Annotated in this window: 16 protein-coding genes and 1 pseudogene; 15 read left to right on the forward strand and 2 right to left on the reverse strand. The window is 61.1% G+C overall.

The genetic code is table 11. The features are described from left to right. Positions 1-18: 18 nt before the first annotated feature. From QM780_RS15230 to QM780_RS15255, 6 genes are read left to right on the forward strand one after another with little or no spacing between them, the layout of a single operon-like run. Positions 19-444 carry a DUF1772 domain-containing protein gene (locus QM780_RS15230; protein WP_415071293.1) on the forward strand — a complete coding sequence of 142 codons (426 nt, stop codon included), beginning with the start codon at positions 19-21 and terminating at the stop codon, positions 442-444. Further along, positions 429-863: a VOC family protein gene (locus tag QM780_RS15235; RefSeq protein ID WP_415071294.1), complete on the forward strand. Its 435-nt coding sequence runs from the start codon at positions 429-431 to the stop codon at positions 861-863. The genes QM780_RS15230 and QM780_RS15235 overlap by 16 nt, the downstream gene beginning before the upstream one ends. Then, a complete protein-coding gene (rdgB, locus tag QM780_RS15240) occupies positions 860-1,738 on the forward strand; it encodes an RdgB/HAM1 family non-canonical purine NTP pyrophosphatase (protein ID WP_415071295.1) in 879 nt (292 codons plus the stop codon). The genes QM780_RS15235 and rdgB overlap by 4 nt, the downstream gene beginning before the upstream one ends. After that, on the forward strand, positions 1,731-3,032 hold the full coding sequence (gene hemW / locus QM780_RS15245) for a radical SAM family heme chaperone HemW (RefSeq protein ID WP_415071296.1): 1,302 nt from the start codon (positions 1,731-1,733) through the stop codon (positions 3,030-3,032). The genes rdgB and hemW overlap by 8 nt, the downstream gene beginning before the upstream one ends. 9 nt (positions 3,033-3,041) lie before the next feature. Further along, a complete protein-coding gene (locus QM780_RS15250; protein ID WP_415071297.1) occupies positions 3,042-3,623 on the forward strand; it encodes a YqaA family protein in 582 nt (193 codons plus the stop codon). A 26-nt stretch (positions 3,624-3,649) separates the two neighbouring features. After that, a complete protein-coding gene (locus QM780_RS15255; protein ID WP_415071298.1) occupies positions 3,650-4,177 on the forward strand; it encodes a disulfide bond formation protein B in 528 nt (175 codons plus the stop codon). Between the two features lie 1,134 nt (positions 4,178-5,311). On the opposite strand, the gene QM780_RS15260 is transcribed toward QM780_RS15255, so the two are convergent. After that, entirely contained in the window at positions 5,312-5,872 is a 561-nt protein-coding gene (locus tag QM780_RS15260) for an HNH endonuclease (protein ID WP_415071299.1), read from the reverse strand. Between the two features lie 133 nt (positions 5,873-6,005). Continuing rightward, entirely contained in the window at positions 6,006-6,701 is a 696-nt protein-coding gene (locus QM780_RS15265) for a DNA-3-methyladenine glycosylase family protein (protein ID WP_415071300.1), read from the reverse strand. A 354-nt stretch (positions 6,702-7,055) separates the two neighbouring features. Here QM780_RS15265 and gluQRS point away from each other — a divergent pair, with 354 nt between their 5' ends. The 9 genes and pseudogenes from gluQRS (at position 7,056) to atpD (ending at position 15,400) form a co-directional block, all read left to right on the forward strand. After that, positions 7,056-7,916, forward strand: a complete 861-nt coding sequence (gene gluQRS / locus QM780_RS15270) for a tRNA glutamyl-Q(34) synthetase GluQRS (RefSeq protein WP_415071301.1) — start codon at positions 7,056-7,058, stop codon at positions 7,914-7,916. 236 nt (positions 7,917-8,152) lie between these two features. Next, positions 8,153-8,554 (forward strand): hypothetical protein, encoded by a 402-nt coding sequence (locus QM780_RS15275; protein WP_415071302.1) that lies wholly within the window; start codon positions 8,153-8,155, stop codon positions 8,552-8,554. 95 nt (positions 8,555-8,649) lie between these two features. Continuing rightward, positions 8,650-9,588: a 16S rRNA (cytidine(1402)-2'-O)-methyltransferase gene (gene rsmI / locus QM780_RS15280; RefSeq protein WP_415071303.1), complete on the forward strand. Its 939-nt coding sequence runs from the start codon at positions 8,650-8,652 to the stop codon at positions 9,586-9,588. Next, on the forward strand, positions 9,585-9,968 hold the full coding sequence (locus tag QM780_RS15285) for a YraN family protein (RefSeq protein WP_415071304.1): 384 nt from the start codon (positions 9,585-9,587) through the stop codon (positions 9,966-9,968). Before rsmI ends, QM780_RS15285 begins: the two co-directional genes overlap by 4 nt. Positions 9,969-10,400: 432 nt before the next feature. Beyond that, a complete protein-coding gene (locus QM780_RS15290) occupies positions 10,401-10,964 on the forward strand; it encodes a F0F1 ATP synthase subunit delta (protein WP_415071305.1) in 564 nt (187 codons plus the stop codon). A gap of 127 nt (positions 10,965-11,091) precedes the next feature. Continuing rightward, the gene (atpA, locus tag QM780_RS15295) at positions 11,092-12,621 is read left to right on the forward strand and encodes a F0F1 ATP synthase subunit alpha (RefSeq protein ID WP_415071306.1); all 1,530 of its coding nucleotides are present in this window, start codon (positions 11,092-11,094) and stop codon (positions 12,619-12,621) included. 25 nt (positions 12,622-12,646) lie between these two features. Further along, on the forward strand, positions 12,647-13,525 hold the full coding sequence (locus tag QM780_RS15300; RefSeq protein ID WP_415071307.1) for a F0F1 ATP synthase subunit gamma: 879 nt from the start codon (positions 12,647-12,649) through the stop codon (positions 13,523-13,525). Positions 13,526-13,539: 14 nt separating this feature from the next. Next, positions 13,540-13,944 (forward strand): organic hydroperoxide resistance protein, encoded by a 405-nt coding sequence (locus tag QM780_RS15305; RefSeq protein WP_415071308.1) that lies wholly within the window; start codon positions 13,540-13,542, stop codon positions 13,942-13,944. Positions 13,945-13,965: 21 nt separating this feature from the next. After that, positions 13,966-15,400: pseudogene (atpD, locus tag QM780_RS15310) on the forward strand (F0F1 ATP synthase subunit beta). Position 15,401: the final 1 nt, after the last annotated feature.

Genomic DNA, 15,401 nt, shown 5'->3' on the forward strand with positions numbered 1-15,401 from the left:
CTTTGAAGGAGCCTGACCATGTTCGGACCTTTCGCTCTCGCCGTCGCCGCGCTCTTCACCGGCGCGGCGATCTATATCAACTGGGCGGAACAACCGGCACGGCTTTCTCTTGATGACCGCTCGATGCTCGACGAATGGAAACCCGCGTACAAGCGCGGGTTTCTGATGCAGGCGTCGCTGGCGGTCATCGGTTTCGTTCTCGGAACACTGGAATGGATCGTAACCGGCAAGGTCATCTGGCTCGCGGGCGGGGCGGCGCTGCTCGCCAACTGGCCGTTCACGTGGTTTGCGATCATGCCGGTGAACAAAACGCTCGAAGCAACACCCTCCGAACATGCCGATGACGAGACGCGCGCCCTCGTCGAGCGCTGGGGCTGGCTGCATGCGGTCAGGAGCGGGCTCGGCGCATTCAGCCTCGGATTGTTCCTATGGGCATCAATCTGAAGCCGGCACCCGCGCCGCTCGGGATTCTCGAAACGGTGCTTTACGCGCGCGATCTCGATGCCATCGAGTTGTTCTATCGCCGCGTGTTCGGGCTGGATCCCTTCGCTGCCGCAGCTGGCCGGCACATCTTTTACCGCTATGGACCGCAGATGCTTTTGATCTTCAATCCGGATGCTACGCGCATTCCGCCTGCCGATGACGCTCTGCCAGTGCCGCCTCACGGCGCGGAGGGTGAAGGGCACGTGTGTTTTCGTGCGACGACCGTCGATATCGCGGAGTGGAGAGCGCGGCTCGATGCGCTCGGCGTTCCGATCGAGGCGGATTTCGAATGGCCGCGGGGCGGACGCTCGATCTATTTCCGCGATCCGGCCGGCAACTGTCTCGAATTCGCGGAAGCCCGCATCTGGGGGCTGTCGTGAACAAACTTTGGAAAGGCATGAAGCTCGTGGTTGCGAGCCACAATCCGGGCAAGGTGTGGGAGATCAACCAGCTCATTCAGCCGTACGGGCTCGATGCGGTTTCGGCGGCAGAGTTGGGTCTCGAAGAGCCGGAGGAGACTGAGGCCACATTCGAAGGCAATGCGCGATTGAAGGCGGTTGCGGCGGCCAAGGGTTCGGGGCTTCCGGCGCTTGCGGATGATTCCGGTCTGGAGGTGGAATGTCTGGGTGGCGCGCCCGGCATTTATTCGGCGCGCTGGGCCGGCCCGGGCAAGGATTTCGGCGTCGCGATGAAGAAGGTCGCCGACGAAATCACTGCGCGTCACGGCTGGGCGGGGCAAGCTCCGCGCGCGAATTTCATTTCGGTGCTTTGTCTCGCCTGGCCCGATGGCGACGCGCAGATTTTCGAAGGCCGCGTGTTCGGGCATCTTGTTTGGCCGGCGCGTGGCGGCAACGGCTTCGGATATGATCCGATGTTCGTGCCGGACGGCGAAACGCGGACGTTCGGCGAGATGGAGCCGAAAGAGAAATATGCGATTTCGCACCGGACGCGGGCGTTCGCGGCCTTCAAAGCCGCGATGCTCGACGGCATCGCACCCACGCCAACAAACGTCAGCGGGGGCCGAGACGTCGACGCGTTCGCGGCGGCGGCGGCCAGTCTTTCAACCCGCGTGGAAGCCGCGGCGTTCGTCGCGCGCATGAAAGATGATCTCGTTGCACATGGAGCCGAGTGGAAGAACGCGACGCTCGAAGGTTATCTCGATGCTCTTGCGCGCGAGCTTCAACGTGCACCGTCGAACGAAGAACCGGCTTGGCGGCAACTGGCGAAAGCGATGCTGGCGGCGAGCAATGACTGATCGCGACACACCGTTTGGCGTTTATGTGCATTGGCCGTTTTGCGCGCAGAAGTGTCCGTACTGCGACTTCAACAGTCATGTGCGCCACAAGGGCTGGGACGAGGACCGGTTTCTTGCCGCCTATCGGCGTGAGATCGATTGGGTGGCGGATCGGATCGGCTCGCGTTCCGTCACAAGTGTGTTCTTCGGTGGCGGCACGCCGTCGCTGATGCAGGCGAAGACAGTCGGCGCCATCGTCGAGCACATCGGCAAGCGCTGGGGCATTGCGCAAGACGCCGAGATCACGCTTGAAGCCAATCCCGGTAGTGTCGAAGCTCAGCGCTTCCGCGACTTTCGCGCAGCAGGCGTCAATCGCGTTTCGATCGGTGTGCAATCGCTGCGAGACGATGAGCTGCGTAAGCTCGGACGCATTCACAGCGTCGCAGAAGCAAAAGGCGCGATCGAGATTGCGCGCGCCACGTTCGACAGGTTTTCGTTCGACCTTATTTATGCACGGCCGGTGCAGACCGCGGATGCGTGGCGTCGCGAGCTTGCCGAGGCGCTCGATCTCGCGGGCGATCATCTCTCGCTCTATCAGCTGACGATAGAGCCGGACACGCCGTATGCGGCGTTGCATGCAGCGGGAAAGCTGGTCGTGCCGGACGACTACGATGCCAGCGCGCTTTACGAAATCACCGAAGAGATGACGACGGGCCGCGGGCTCGCCGCTTACGAAGTTTCGAACTACGCGCGGCCTGGGGCGGAAAGCCGGCACAATCTTCTCTATTGGCGCTATGGCGAATACGCCGGCATCGGGCCGGGCGCGCACGGCCGCATCGTTGCCGATGCCGCGCGCGAGGCGACGATTGCCGAACGCAATCCCGAGGGGTGGGTCGCGCGCGTGGAAGAGAACGGCAACGGCATCGTCGAATTGACGGCGCTATCACGAAGTGAACAGGCGGACGAGATGCTGCTGATGGGTCTGCGGCTTTCGGAAGGCGTCGATCTTGGCCGCCTTGCAAATCTTGGCGGAGCACGTCCGAGCGCGTCAGCAATCGAAGAGCTCAAGGACCTCGGCTTGCTTCAGTCCGGCGCGTCGGCGGGTCGGACCGGATCGGGCGACTGGCGTGCGAACGAGCTCGACGAAATTATCGCATGCGCCGGACCTGGGCTGCCGCCCGATGTCTCGTCGATGACGTCTAACCGCATTCGAGTGACACCACAGGGCCGCCTGGTGTTGAATGCCGTCGTTGCCAAACTGTCAGACAGCTTTCAGCCTGCGGACGGTGTGGACAAGCGACGGGCCGCCGGTTAAGCAACTGACATGCTTCGGGGACTTTACGATTGGACGATGCGGATGGCGGCCAGCAAGGAGGCCCCATGGGCGCTCGCCGCGGTCTCGTTCATCGAAAGCTCGTTCTTTCCCATCCCTCCCGACGTGATGCTCGTTCCGATGGTGTTGAGCGACCGCCAGAAGGCTTGGTGGTACGCGACGGTCGCGACGATCGCGTCGGTGCTCGGCGGCATTCTGGGCTATGCGATCGGCTATTATCTCTACGATGCGGTAGGCCTGCCGATCCTGAGGTTTTACGGGCGTGAGCACGCGCTCGATAGCTTCATGACGTTCGTGCAGGAATACGGCGTGCCAGCCGTCATCATCAAAGGCATGACGCCGATCCCGTATAAGGTCGTGACGATCGCGGCGGGCGTCGGAAAGATGAACTTCATGGCTTTCATCGGCGCCAGCATCGTCGCGCGGGCCATGCGCTTCTATCTGGTTGCCGGTCTCCTATATTTCTTCGGCGAGCCGATCAGGGCCTTTATCGAGAAGCGGCTCGGGCTTGTGACGACGGCGTTCGTCGTGCTGCTGGTCGGCGGGTTCGTCGCCGTCCGGTATGTTTTCTAGTCAGGTTCGAGCCGGGATTTGTCAGCATGGCTTTTACAGAGCAATCGGGGCGAGGATCGGACTACCGGCTCGGTGCGCTGGCGCTGTTCCTTGCGGCCTTCACGATCCTGACGGCGCTCGGCTTTCAGTACATTGGCGGCTACGTGCCGTGCATGCTGTGCCTGATCGAGCGCTATGCCTACTATGCCGGCATCCCCGTCCTGTTCGTGGCGCTCATACTGACTGCGGGCGGTTGCCGGCGCTGGGCGGCCGTGCTCTTCTTTCTGGTGGCGCTAGCGTTTCTGGCCAATGCCGGTCTCGGCGTCTACCACGCCGGTGCGGAATGGAAATTCTGGCCGGGCCCGGCGACGTGCGGGGGCGGACAATCGCTGACCACTTCGGCCGGCAATCTCCTGGACGAAATCCAGCACACCAAGGTGATCAAGTGCGATGAGGCGTCATTGCGCTTTCTCGGCATTTCGTTCGCCGGCTGGAATGTCGTGGCGTCGGCGCTGCTGATGGCGATCTCGTTTGCCGCCGCGTTCGCCGCTTGGGCGCGCAGCCGCACGGTTTAGCGCCGCGATTTGATTTTCCACAATTGTCGATGCACGCAAAAACGTTGATTTCGTTGCGTGCCTGAAACAGTCAAGGCAACATGCAGCTGAATATCATGGGGCAGCCTGAATCGCGCCTTCGCGTTGCCCGAATGTGACGGCTATTCTTGCTTCGTTCGCGGGACACACGAGACTGAGTTTCAAAGTCGTGTGGATATGTTCAAGCGTAGGGAGCCTTCTCCGTGGCGTATGCGTTGCGTTTTTCGAGTGCGGTGCCTGGGACGGCGGCCATCGAGCCATTGGCGGCGCCAGGATCCGCCCCAAATTTGAGTAAGCGTAGCGTTGTTGCGTCCCGCTTGTTGCGTAGCGTTGCGTCTGAGTGCGGACAGTCGCCGAAAGCGGTCCTGTCCGGGGCGTTTAACAAACTTAGGCGAACTGCTTCGACAAAATCGTCAAAGCGTATGTCCTTGCGGTTCGCCCGCACCTCTCGCGACGATCACTTGGTCGGGTCCGAGACGCGTGCGGATCAGGAGGATTGGGGTTGGCGTGCGGTTGGAGATGTGGCGAGCGAGGTGGTCCGAAATGCCATCGTTGCGGCCGCTCTTGCCAAAGGCAGATGACCCGAAAGGGCGCAAGTTCAGCGTTGCGTGCGCGTCGAGATGTAAAGCGTTGGCATAAAAAGGATTTCGGAGAGCATTGGCTTTCCAACGAGCTGGCAGACGCACGGAGCGTGATTCGAGTTAGCCCTCAATCGAGACATCATGTGACACGGTCTCGCGTAGTGATGTCACAGCGCTCTGTGTGTCTGCCGCCTAAGTTTGGAAACGCGAAGCTCCTGGAATCGTTTCACGATCATAGGTTATACGGAGTCCGATCCAATGACCCCCTCGGTTCCAGATTATTTGAGTCCCGTTCAATGGCACCAAGCCGTGGCCGTCAGCCGTGAGCAGTGCGCGCGGATTTTTCGGGATGGCGGCGCCCCTGCCGATGCGCTGATTGCTTTCGGGCTGAAATCCGAAGCAGGTGCTAGCTGGGAACGCGTCGTTGATCTCATCGCGTCCGAGCTTTGCGCGCATCCGATCAAGCGAGCGGCTTAAGCTGGCCCGCGCTCATCAACGTCATGGCTGCCTCAAGGGCGGCCATGCGGCGAAGCGGCTACGGTTCGAGTTCGGTATCCCAGTAGAGATAATCGAGCCAGCTTTCGTGCAGGTAATTCGGCGGGAATAGCCGGCCGTTGCGGTGCAGCTCGAAGACCGTCGGGCGATAGGGTTCGTGCGCCGGGAACATTCCGGCGGCGCGCGGCATCAATCCGCCCTTCCTCAGATTGCACGGCGCACAGGCGGTAACGACGTTGTCCCATCGCGTTTGTCCGCCGCGCGAACGCGGAATCAGATGGTCGAACGTCAGGTCGCTCTTGTCGCCGCAGTACTGGCAGGTGAAGCGGTCGCGCAGAAAAACGTTGAACCGAGTGAAGGCCGGATACAGCGCGGGCTTCACGTAGGTCTTGAGCGAAACGACGCTCGGCAGCTTCAGCTCGAACGATGGGCTGCGGACGTAGCGCTCGTATTCCGAGACGATATTCACCCGGTCGAGAAACACCGCTTTCACCGTGTCCTGCCAACTCCACAGGGACAGCGGATAGTAACTGAGCGGCCGAAAATCGGCGTTCAGCACAAGAGCCGGACAATTGTCCGGTATTGTCACGTGAGCATTCACAGTCGCGCAAACCTCGCGGTTTTTCGATCCGACGAATCGCGTCTTGGCCCCACTTGGACGCCGGGATACTAGCCGCGCATATCAGTTCTGTGAAGCATTCGGTCCGATCTGTCGCGGAAACGAATTTCTCTTGTTATTTCAGGTGGTTCGAAGATTTTTTCGAAGCCGTCTTTTGGGCTTTCCCCAGGAGAGCGCGGCGCGCCACGGCATAATCGGCCCACAAGAGTTGCGCAGCGATGGCGCGCGCGGGGCGCCAGCGTTCGGCGATTCGGGTCAGCTCTTCGGCGGTCGGACGGCGCTCAAGTTTGAAATGATGCTGGGCCGCGAGCTGAAGCGCTAAATCGCCAGCCGCAAAGGCGTCGCGGCGGCGCAAGGCGAACAAGAGATAGATGTCGGCCGTCCACGGGCCGATGCCGTGGATTGCCGTCAGTCGCTCGATGATGATGTCATCGGGTTCGGCGTTGAGCATTTCGAAGTCGAGGCCGTCTTGCAGGACCGCCAGCGACAAGGCGCGAAGCGTCCGGATCTTGCCGCTCGAAAGGCCGAGACGCTTCAAATCGTCGTCGCTGGATGCGGCGATGATTTCCGGCGTCAGCGGAAAAAGCGCTTCCGCGATGCGGCCCCAGATCGCGGCGGCGCTTTGGGCGGAGAGCTGCTGGCCGACGACGATTTTCGCAAGACCGGAGAAATCGCCGGAAAAATCTCTGAGCGGCGGCAAGCCGGTGCGTTTCAAAATGCGCGACATGACTTTGCACTGATCGGCGAGCATCGTCGCGGCAGCCTTGAGCTGGCGCTCGGTCGTTACGGTAATGTGTCGCGGACGGGCCAATGAAAATCTCCTATCCCGATTTAGCAGATTATCCTTGGTCCGCAATTTCATCCGGGGATTCATGATGGTGCACGCGCTATTTGATCCCGAGTCTAGCTTCGACCATAAGATTCTCGCGGGATTTCGTTTGCCTGCAGGGTGTGCATGCGTCACGGTTTTGCCATTGCCAGAGGTGCAAGCTTCGCGCATCCAATTTGCGGACCATTGACGTCCGACACCGGAATATAGAATGCGAGCGGAAATTCAGAAGCCGCCGCGGCCGACCCTATCGACAGTTGAGTCCATGAGTCATCAGATCACCGCGCATAAATATCATCATCGCTTACAGCCAAATCGAGCGAGCGATCGCGCCCGATGACATCCGTTACGCGATTTGCGCCGTCGCCCAACGGGCTTCTGCACCTCGGACACGCGCTCTCTGCCATCATCGCTCACGATACCGCGCGCAGAAACGGCGGACGCTTTTTGTTGCGCATCGAGGATATCGATATCGAGCGGCGGCGGCCGGAATTCGTCTCGGCGATTTTCGAAGATCTCAATTGGCTGGGACTGACCTGGGAGGAGCCGGTGCTGGTGCAGTCGGAGCATTTCTCCGACTATCTCGCTGCAGCGGATCGTTTGATCGCGATGGGTTTGCTTTATCCGTGTTTTGCGACGCGCAAGGAAATTGCCGACGCGGCTGATCCGACAAAGACCGATCCCGATGGCGCGCCGCTTTATCCGGGTATCTGGCGCGGCGCATCTGCGGAAGCAGTCGGCGCGCGGATGGCCGCGGGTGAAACGCCCGCACTGCGCATCAACATGGACGGCGCGATGCAGGCCTTGCGCGCGAAACGCGGTGACGAGCCACTGACATTCATCGAAGTCGCAGACGATGGCTCAGAGCAAACAATAACGACTGATCCGGCGCGCTGGGGAGATGCCGTCATCGTGCGCAAGGAAGTGCCGGCGAGCTATCATCTTTCCGTCGTCGTCGATGATGCGCGGCAAGGCGTGACGCATGTCACGCGTGGACAAGACCTGCTGGCGGCAACGGATCTGCAGCGGCTTTTGCAAGAGCTGCTCGATTTGCCGGCGCCGGTCTATTCGCATCATCGCGTCATCAAGTGGTCGGACGGGCGAAAGCTTTCGAAGTCGAACCAGGATATGGGGCTGCGCGCGCTGCGCGACGAAGGGGCGACTGCGGATGATATCCGTCGCGTGATTTTCGCCTGAAGGTCTGAAGCGAGAGGAATTTGCTGGGCCGACTGCATTCACTCGAAATTTGATTCGGGTGCATCGCGATATTCAAAGGCCATGACGATTCCGATCCCGGATTCCCGGGCGATATTTTCGGAATTTGTCCTTAATTTAAAAAATGAGATAAAAACGGCCTGCGCATTACTTGTTATTTTGACCAAATCACGGCAATTTTAATTGTCTCCTAACCTATTCCCCAGATTCTCGAATTTATGGCAGATACATCGAAAATTGCCGTTGCCTATATATCCGCTGCAATTCAGCGGGCGGTTTCGGCTGCTTGGCAATTCGCCGTCTGGGCTTTTGGAGAAGTCGCGGTTCAAGCGGAATTGCCGAAGGTCTCCGCGCCGCGCCGGCTATCGTTGGCGGATCAGTGGACTTACCTCAACGATATCGTAATGGGCGCTGCGCGCCGCGCCGAGGAGGCGACCCGCTGTCATGCGTCTGCAACTCAGCAGCTTGATCTGGCGCAGTATGCGCTGACCTCGCTGGTCGACGAGTTGTCCTCCGTCATGGACATGGGCGGCCGGGTTCGCCGTCGCGCCACCGTGCATGTGCTCGGCGTTTCGCACGCTCCGGCCATACTGCCGATCGGCGAGGCTATCGCGGCTTAAGCCGGCATTCGCGAAACTGGCCGCAAAAGCTTTCAGTCGCACCTGCGGGTTGATAAAGGTGGGTCTCATTATTGCGAGTCCGCTGGGTCATTCTGTTGGATCACGACCGTACATTTTCCGATTCGGAGCCGGCCGCCGGGCGCGTTGCAGGGTTGGGACCATCGGCGCGAGCGGAAGCGGCGATAGCGGCGCTCATATCCGAACCGCTGGCGCCGGGGCTTTATCTCGTTGCGACGCCAATCGGAAATCTCAGCGATATCAGCCTGCGCGCGCTTTCGGTGCTGGCGCGGGCCGATACGATATATTGCGAAGACACGCGGCATTCGGCCAAGCTTCTGCAGCATTATGCCATTACAACCCGGACGCGGCCGTTTCACGATCACAATGAAGAGCGCGAAAGCGAGCGCATCATTGCCGAATTGAAATCGGGCAAGCGCATCGCGGTGATCTCGGATGCCGGCACGCCGCTTCTTTCCGATCCGGGATTCAAGCTGGTTCGCGCGGCAGCGGCGGACGGAATTCCGGTCATCGCCATTCCGGGTGCGTCGGCGCTTCTTGCGGCTTTGACGACCAGCGGATTGCCTACGGATGCGTTCTTCTTTGCGGGGTTCCTGCCGCCGAAGCAGGCGGCGCGGCGGGCGCGCCTGGCGGAACTGTCGGCCGTTCCGGGCAGTCTGGTTTTCTATGAGGCACCGCATCGGGTAGCGGAAACGCTTGCCGATATGGCGAGCCTTTTCGGCGGCCGGCAGGGGGTTGTGGCTCGCGAACTGACGAAGCTTCACGAAGCCATTGTGCGCGGCAGTCTGACGGAGATCGCGGCAACTTCGGTGGACGGCCTCAAGGGCGAGGTTGTCATTGTGGTCGGGCCGGAGCAGGCTCAATCGGTCAGCGATGACGCGCTGGCCGAGCGCCTTGCGCGCGCGCTTGAGGTCATGAGTCTCAAGGACGCGGCGAAGGCGCTGGCGGATGAATTCGGGGTGCCGAAGTCGCGCGTTTACGGGCTTGGGATCAAGGCGAAGGACGCGCGGCCATGAGCTCCAACGTCAACGATGAATTTCGGCAGCGGCTCGAACGCCGGCGGCGCCATCGCAGCGGGCTGACGGCGGAGACGATCGTCGCGGCCGTTTATATGGTGACGGGGCATCGCATTCTGGGCAGGCGCTTCAAAACTCCGGTCGGCGAAATCGACCTGATTGCGATTCGCAAGCGCCGGGTGGCCTTCATCGAGGTGAAGCGGCGGCAGACGACGGAAGATGCCGAAGACGCCATCACGCTGACGATGCGCCGGCGGGTGCGGCGCGCAGCCGACCTCTGGCTGGCGCGCAATCCGCAATATCAGGATTACGATGTCGGGTTCGACTTAGTGTTCGTGCTGCCCTGGCGGTTCCCGATCATCATGCGCGACGCACTCTGACATAAAAAAGGACCCGCTTTTGGCGGGTCCCGAAGTGCTGGGACGTGAAGTGCAGGGACCTAAACTTGCAGCGCGGGCCATTGGCCGATCGCGTGTTGAAGCTTGTTTAGCAATCCCAGGCTGAACGGAGTTTGAACGGCGGCCCAGACCTTCGTTCAGGATTTAGGGCGCGCTCTGAGCAAAAGGCGCGAGGAAACGCCCGAAATTCTGGCTTCTTGCAAAATTGTAATGCGGCAACGCGCCCTCTTGGCGCACTGTTGAAGCGTTCGGGAGTGCATGTTAAGGACAGCCCGGCTTTGGAAGGGGGCGGCTGGTGGGTTCCGGCCCCGTTCGCTCTTTTTTTGTCAAAAGCCTTTCCTCGGAGCGGGCGCAATTTAGGGCCTTTTTTGTGCCCCGCCCTCTATGCGCCCCAAGGCGCGAAGTGAGAGCGACGTGGCGACAGACGATACAAGCGTTGATGGGGTGGCCGGGCGGTATGCGTCGGCCTTGTTCGAACTCGCAAACGAGAGTTCGGCAGTTGAAACGATCGAAAAAGATCTCGTGAATTTTCAGGCGCTGCTCGATGAGAGCCCGGATCTCGTGCGCCTCGTCCGCAGCCCGGTGATCGCAGCCGACGATCAAAGCAAGGCGATCGTGGTTATTCTCGATAAAGCGGGCATCGGCGGCCTGACCGCCAACTTCCTGAAGCTCGTGACGGCCAATCGCCGGCTGTTCGTCATCCAAGACATGATCAAGGCCTATCGCCTGCTCGCCGCCAAGGCGCGCGGCGAGATCTCGGCCGAAGTGACAAGCGCGTTCGCTCTCAACGACGAACAGATCGCTGCACTGAAAGAGACGCTCAAGGCGTCGGTCGGCAAGGACGTGACGCTGCAGTCGCGCGTCGATCCCAGCATTCTCGGCGGCCTGATCGTCAAGGTCGGCAGTCGCATGATCGATTCCTCGCTCAAGACCAAGCTTCAGAACATGAAGGCGGTGCTGAGCGGAGCCGGAGCCTAAAAAGCTTCGCGGTTCCGCTGACGGTCGTCGGGCCGGCCAGCGACACGGCGAGGTTTGCGCTTAACAATTGGAATAAGGAGCCGATCCAGGCTCCGATAAATGGAAACGACCAAGGAACGAGGTCTCAATGGAAATCCGGGCCGCAGAAATTTCTTCGATCCTCAAGGATCAGATCAAAAACTTCGGCAAAGAAGCCGAGGTTTCCGAGATCGGGCAGGTGCTGTCGGTGGGCGACGGCATCGCACGCGTCTATGGCCTCGACAACGTCCAGGCCGGCGAAATGGTCGAGTTCCCCGGCGGCATCCGCGGCATGGCGCTGAACCTCGAAGCCGATAACGTCGGCGTCGTTATTTTCGGCGACGACCGGACGATCAAGGAAGGCGACACCGTCAAGCGGACCGGCGCCATCGTCGAAGTTCCGGTCGGCAAGGGCCTGCTCGGCCGCGTGGTCGACGGTCTCGGCAATCCGATCGACGGCAAAGGCCCGATCAAGTTCGACAAGAAGATGCGCGTCGACGTCAAGGCGCCCGGCATCCTGCCGCGCAAGTCGGTGCATGAGCCGATGGCGACCGGCCTCAAGGCGATCGACTCGCTCATCCCGATCGGCCGCGGGCAGCGCGAGCTCGTGATCGGCGACCGCCAGACCGGCAAGACGGCGGTCATTCTCGACACCTTCCTCAATCAGAAGCCGCTGAACCAGGGCACCGACGAAAGCGCGAAGCTTTATTGCGTGTATGTCGCCGTCGGCCAGAAGCGCTCGACGGTCGCGCAGTTCGTCAAGGTTCTCGAAGAGCGCGGCGCTCTCGAATATTCGATCGTCGTCGCCGCAACGGCATCCGATCCGGCGCCGATGCAGTACCTGGCGCCGTTCACCGGCTGCACGATGGGCGAATACTTCCGCGACAACGGCATGCACGCCGTGATCGCCTATGACGACCTTTCCAAGCAGGCCGTTGCCTATCGCCAGATGTCGTTGCTGCTTCGCCGTCCGCCGGGCCGCGAAGCTTATCCGGGCGACGTTTTCTATCTCCACTCTCGTTTGCTGGAACGTGCCGCGAAACTCGGCGATGCTTCCGGCAACGGTTCGTTGACGGCGCTGCCGGTCATCGAAACGCAGGGTAACGACGTGTCGGCGTTCATTCCGACCAACGTGATTTCGATCACCGACGGCCAGATCTTCCTTGAGTCCGACCTCTTCTATCAAGGCATCCGTCCGGCCGTGAACGTCGGTCTGTCGGTGTCGCGCGTCGGCTCTTCGGCGCAGACGAAGGCGATGAAGCAGGTCGCCGGCAAGATCAAAGGCGAGTTGGCGCAGTACCGCGAAATGGCGGCCTTCGCGCAGTTCGGCTCGGACCTCGATGCGGCGACGCAGAAGCTGCTCGCTCGCGGTGCGCGCCTGACGGAGCTTCTGAAGCAGCCGCAGTTCTCGCCGCTCAAGATGGAAGAGCAGGTCGCAGTCATCTTCGCCGGTACGCGCGGCTACCTCGATGCCATTCCGGTTTCGGCTGTCGGCAAGTTCGAGCAGGGCGTTCTCGCCGGGCTTCGCTCGGAGAAGACGCTGCTTGAGACGATCGGCAAGGAAAAGGCACTGTCGGCCGACTCGGAGAAGAAGCTCGTCGAGTTCCTCGACAAGTTTGCCAAGGGCTTTGCAGCTTAATCGGGTTCCTTGAGGAGAACGCCCGATGGCGAGCTTAAAAGACATGCGCAACCGCATCGCTTCGGTGAAGGCGACGCGGAAAATTACCAAAGCCATGCAGATGGTGGCGGCTGCAAAGCTGCGCCGGGCGCAGGAGGCCGCGGCCGCCGGACGGCCCTATGCCGAGCGGATGGCATCGGTGCTCGGAAGCCTTGCATCGAAAGTGTCGGACAAAGCCGGCGCTTCGCCGCTGCTGGTCGGCAACGGCAAGGACCAGGTGCATCTGCTGATCGTGATGACGGCCGAGCGCGGTCTTTGCGGCGGCTTCAATTCGAACATCGCCAAGCTGGCGCGCAGTGATGCGCAACGGCTGATCGCGAACGGCAAGACGGTGAAGATCCTGACGGTCGGCCGCAAAGGCGCGGACAACCTGCGGCGCGATCTCGGCAAAAATATCGTCGAGCGCAAGGATTTCCAGGGCGTTCGCCAGTTGACGTTCGCGCACGCCGAAGACGTCGCCAAACGCGTGCTGGAGATGTTCGAGGCGGGCGAGTTCGACGTCGCGACGCTCTACTTCTCGGAATTCAAGTCGGTCATTGCGCAGAAGCCGACCGCGCTTCAGCTCATCCCGGCGACGGTCAGCGAGTTGGCGGATGCCAAGGGTGCCGGCGCGGTGCACGAATACGAGCCGAGCGAGGAAGAGGTTCTGGGCTTCCTGCTGTCGCGCAATATCTCGACGCAGATTTTCCGCGGCCTGCTTGAGAATTCCGCGTCGTTCTATGGTGCGCAGATGACGGCGATGGACAACGCCACGCGCAACGCCGGCGACATGATCAACAAGCTGACGATCAAGTACAACCGTCAGCGTCAGGCCAACATCACCAAGGAACTGATCGAGATCATTTCGGGCGCGGAAGCGCTCTGATCGAGAGGTAAGTCATGGCATACGTGACGCGTGCAACAACGAAGGGCGGCCGAGACGGCCGTGCCGTTCTCGAAGACGGCAAGCTCGCCCTGGCGATGGCGCTGCCGAAGGATCTCGGCGGCAGCGGCGAAGGCCACAACCCCGAGCAGCTTTTCGCGCTCGGCTGGTCGGCGTGCTTCGGCCAGGCAGTCTTGCTTCTTGCCAAAAAGCACGGTCTCGACGGACAGGCCGCGAAGGTGACATGCGAGGTCGAACTCGACAAGGATGCGACGAGCTTCGGCCTCAAGGCGCATCTGACACTGGCCATTCCCGGCGCCGACAAGGACAAGCTGCAGGCATTGATCGAAGATGCCCATCAGATCTGCCCGTATTCGAAGGCGACGCGCAACAACATCCCGGTGACGCTTTCAGTCGCCTGATCAATTTCACTGGAGAAAAAAATGCCACAGAACGTAGGGAAGATTTACCAGGTGACAGGTGCCGTCGTTGACGTGCACTTCGCTGACAAGCTGCCGGAAATTTTGAGCGCGCTCGAGACGACGAACAACGGCCAACGCCTCGTTCTCGAAGTTGCGCAGCATCTCGGCGAGAACACCGTGCGCACCATCGCCATGGACTCGACGGAAGGTCTGGTTCGCGGTCAGCAGGTCATCGACACAGGCGCGCCGATCTCGGTGCCGGTGGGCGATGAAACGCTCGGCCGGATCATGAACGTCATCGGCGAGCCGGTCGATGAAGCCGGCCCGATCAAGACGAATGCAACGCGCGCCATCCATCAGCCGGCGCCGACGTTCGAGGATCAGGCGACGGAAGCGCAGATTCTCGTCACAGGCATCAAGGTCGTCGATCTGCTCGCGCCTTACGCCAAGGGCGGCAAGATCGGCCTGTTCGGCGGCGCCGGAGTCGGCAAGACGGTTCTGATCATGGAGCTGATCAACAACGTCGCCAAGGCGCACGGCGGATACTCGGTGTTCGCAGGCGTCGGTGAACGTACGCGCGAAGGCAACGATCTCTATCACGAAATGATCGAGTTCGAACGTCAACAAGGATCCGAAGAAGAACAACGGATCGGCGGCCGGTTCGAAGTGCGCGCTGGTTTACGGGCAGATGAACGAGCCGCCGGGCGCGCGTGCCCGCGTGGCGCTGTCGGGCCTGACGGTCGCCGAGCACTTCCGCGACCAGGGTCAGGACGTGCTGTTCTTCGTCGACAACATCTTCCGCTTCACGCAGGCGGGCTCGGAAGTGTCGGCGCTTCTCGGCCGTATTCCTTCGGCCGTCGGATATCAGCCGACGCTCGCGACCGACATGGGCGCGCTGCAGGAGCGCATCACGACGACGCAGAAGGGTTCGATCACCTCGGTTCAGGCCATCTACGTTCCGGCCGACGACTTGACCGACCCGGCGCCGGCCACCTCGTTCGCTCACCTTGATGCGACGACCGTGCTGTCGCGCTCGATCGCGGAAAAGGGCATCTATCCGGCGGTCGATCCGCTCGACTCGACGTCGCGCATGCTCGACCCGCGCATCGTCGGCGAAGAGCACTATCAGGTGGCACGTAAGGTTCAGGCGATTTTGCAGAAGTACAAGTCGCTGCAGGACATCATCGCGATCTTGGGCATGGACGAGCTTTCCGAAGAGGACAAGCTGACTGTTGCCCGCGCCCGCAAGATCGAGCGTTTCATGTCGCAGCCGTTCCACGTCGCGGAAGTGTTCACCGGCTCGCCGGGCAAACTCGTCGCGCTCGCGGATACCATCAAGGCGTTCAAAGGCCTGTGCGAGGGTGAGTACGATCACCTGCCGGAGCCGGCGTTCTATATGGTCGGTTCGATCGACGAAGCGATCGCGAAGGCAGAGAAGCTCGCGGAAGCGGCATAAC

Origin of the sequence: Hyphomicrobium sp., from assembly GCF_047600905.1 — a bacterium.
GTDB lineage: Bacteria > Pseudomonadota > Alphaproteobacteria > Rhizobiales > Hyphomicrobiaceae > Hyphomicrobium_B.

Excerpts from the sequence above, each read along its gene's own strand:
- QM780_RS15230 (WP_415071293.1), top strand. The coding sequence starts at position 19 with ATGTTCGGACCTTTCGCTCTCGCCGTCGCCGCGCTCTTCACCGGCGCG.
- QM780_RS15235 (WP_415071294.1), top strand. The coding sequence starts at position 429 with ATGGGCATCAATCTGAAGCCGGCACCCGCGCCGCTCGGGATTCTCGAA.
- hemW (WP_415071296.1), top strand. The coding sequence starts at position 1,731 with ATGACTGATCGCGACACACCGTTTGGCGTTTATGTGCATTGGCCGTTT.
- QM780_RS15250 (WP_415071297.1), top strand. The coding sequence starts at position 3,042 with ATGCTTCGGGGACTTTACGATTGGACGATGCGGATGGCGGCCAGCAAG.
- QM780_RS15255 (WP_415071298.1), top strand. The coding sequence starts at position 3,650 with ATGGCTTTTACAGAGCAATCGGGGCGAGGATCGGACTACCGGCTCGGT.
- gluQRS (WP_415071301.1), top strand. The coding sequence starts at position 7,056 with ATGACATCCGTTACGCGATTTGCGCCGTCGCCCAACGGGCTTCTGCAC.
- QM780_RS15275 (WP_415071302.1), top strand. The coding sequence starts at position 8,153 with ATGGCAGATACATCGAAAATTGCCGTTGCCTATATATCCGCTGCAATT.
- QM780_RS15285 (WP_415071304.1), top strand. The coding sequence starts at position 9,585 with ATGAGCTCCAACGTCAACGATGAATTTCGGCAGCGGCTCGAACGCCGG.
- atpA (WP_415071306.1), top strand. The coding sequence starts at position 11,092 with ATGGAAATCCGGGCCGCAGAAATTTCTTCGATCCTCAAGGATCAGATC.
- QM780_RS15300 (WP_415071307.1), top strand. The coding sequence starts at position 12,647 with ATGGCGAGCTTAAAAGACATGCGCAACCGCATCGCTTCGGTGAAGGCG.
- QM780_RS15305 (WP_415071308.1), top strand. The coding sequence starts at position 13,540 with ATGGCATACGTGACGCGTGCAACAACGAAGGGCGGCCGAGACGGCCGT.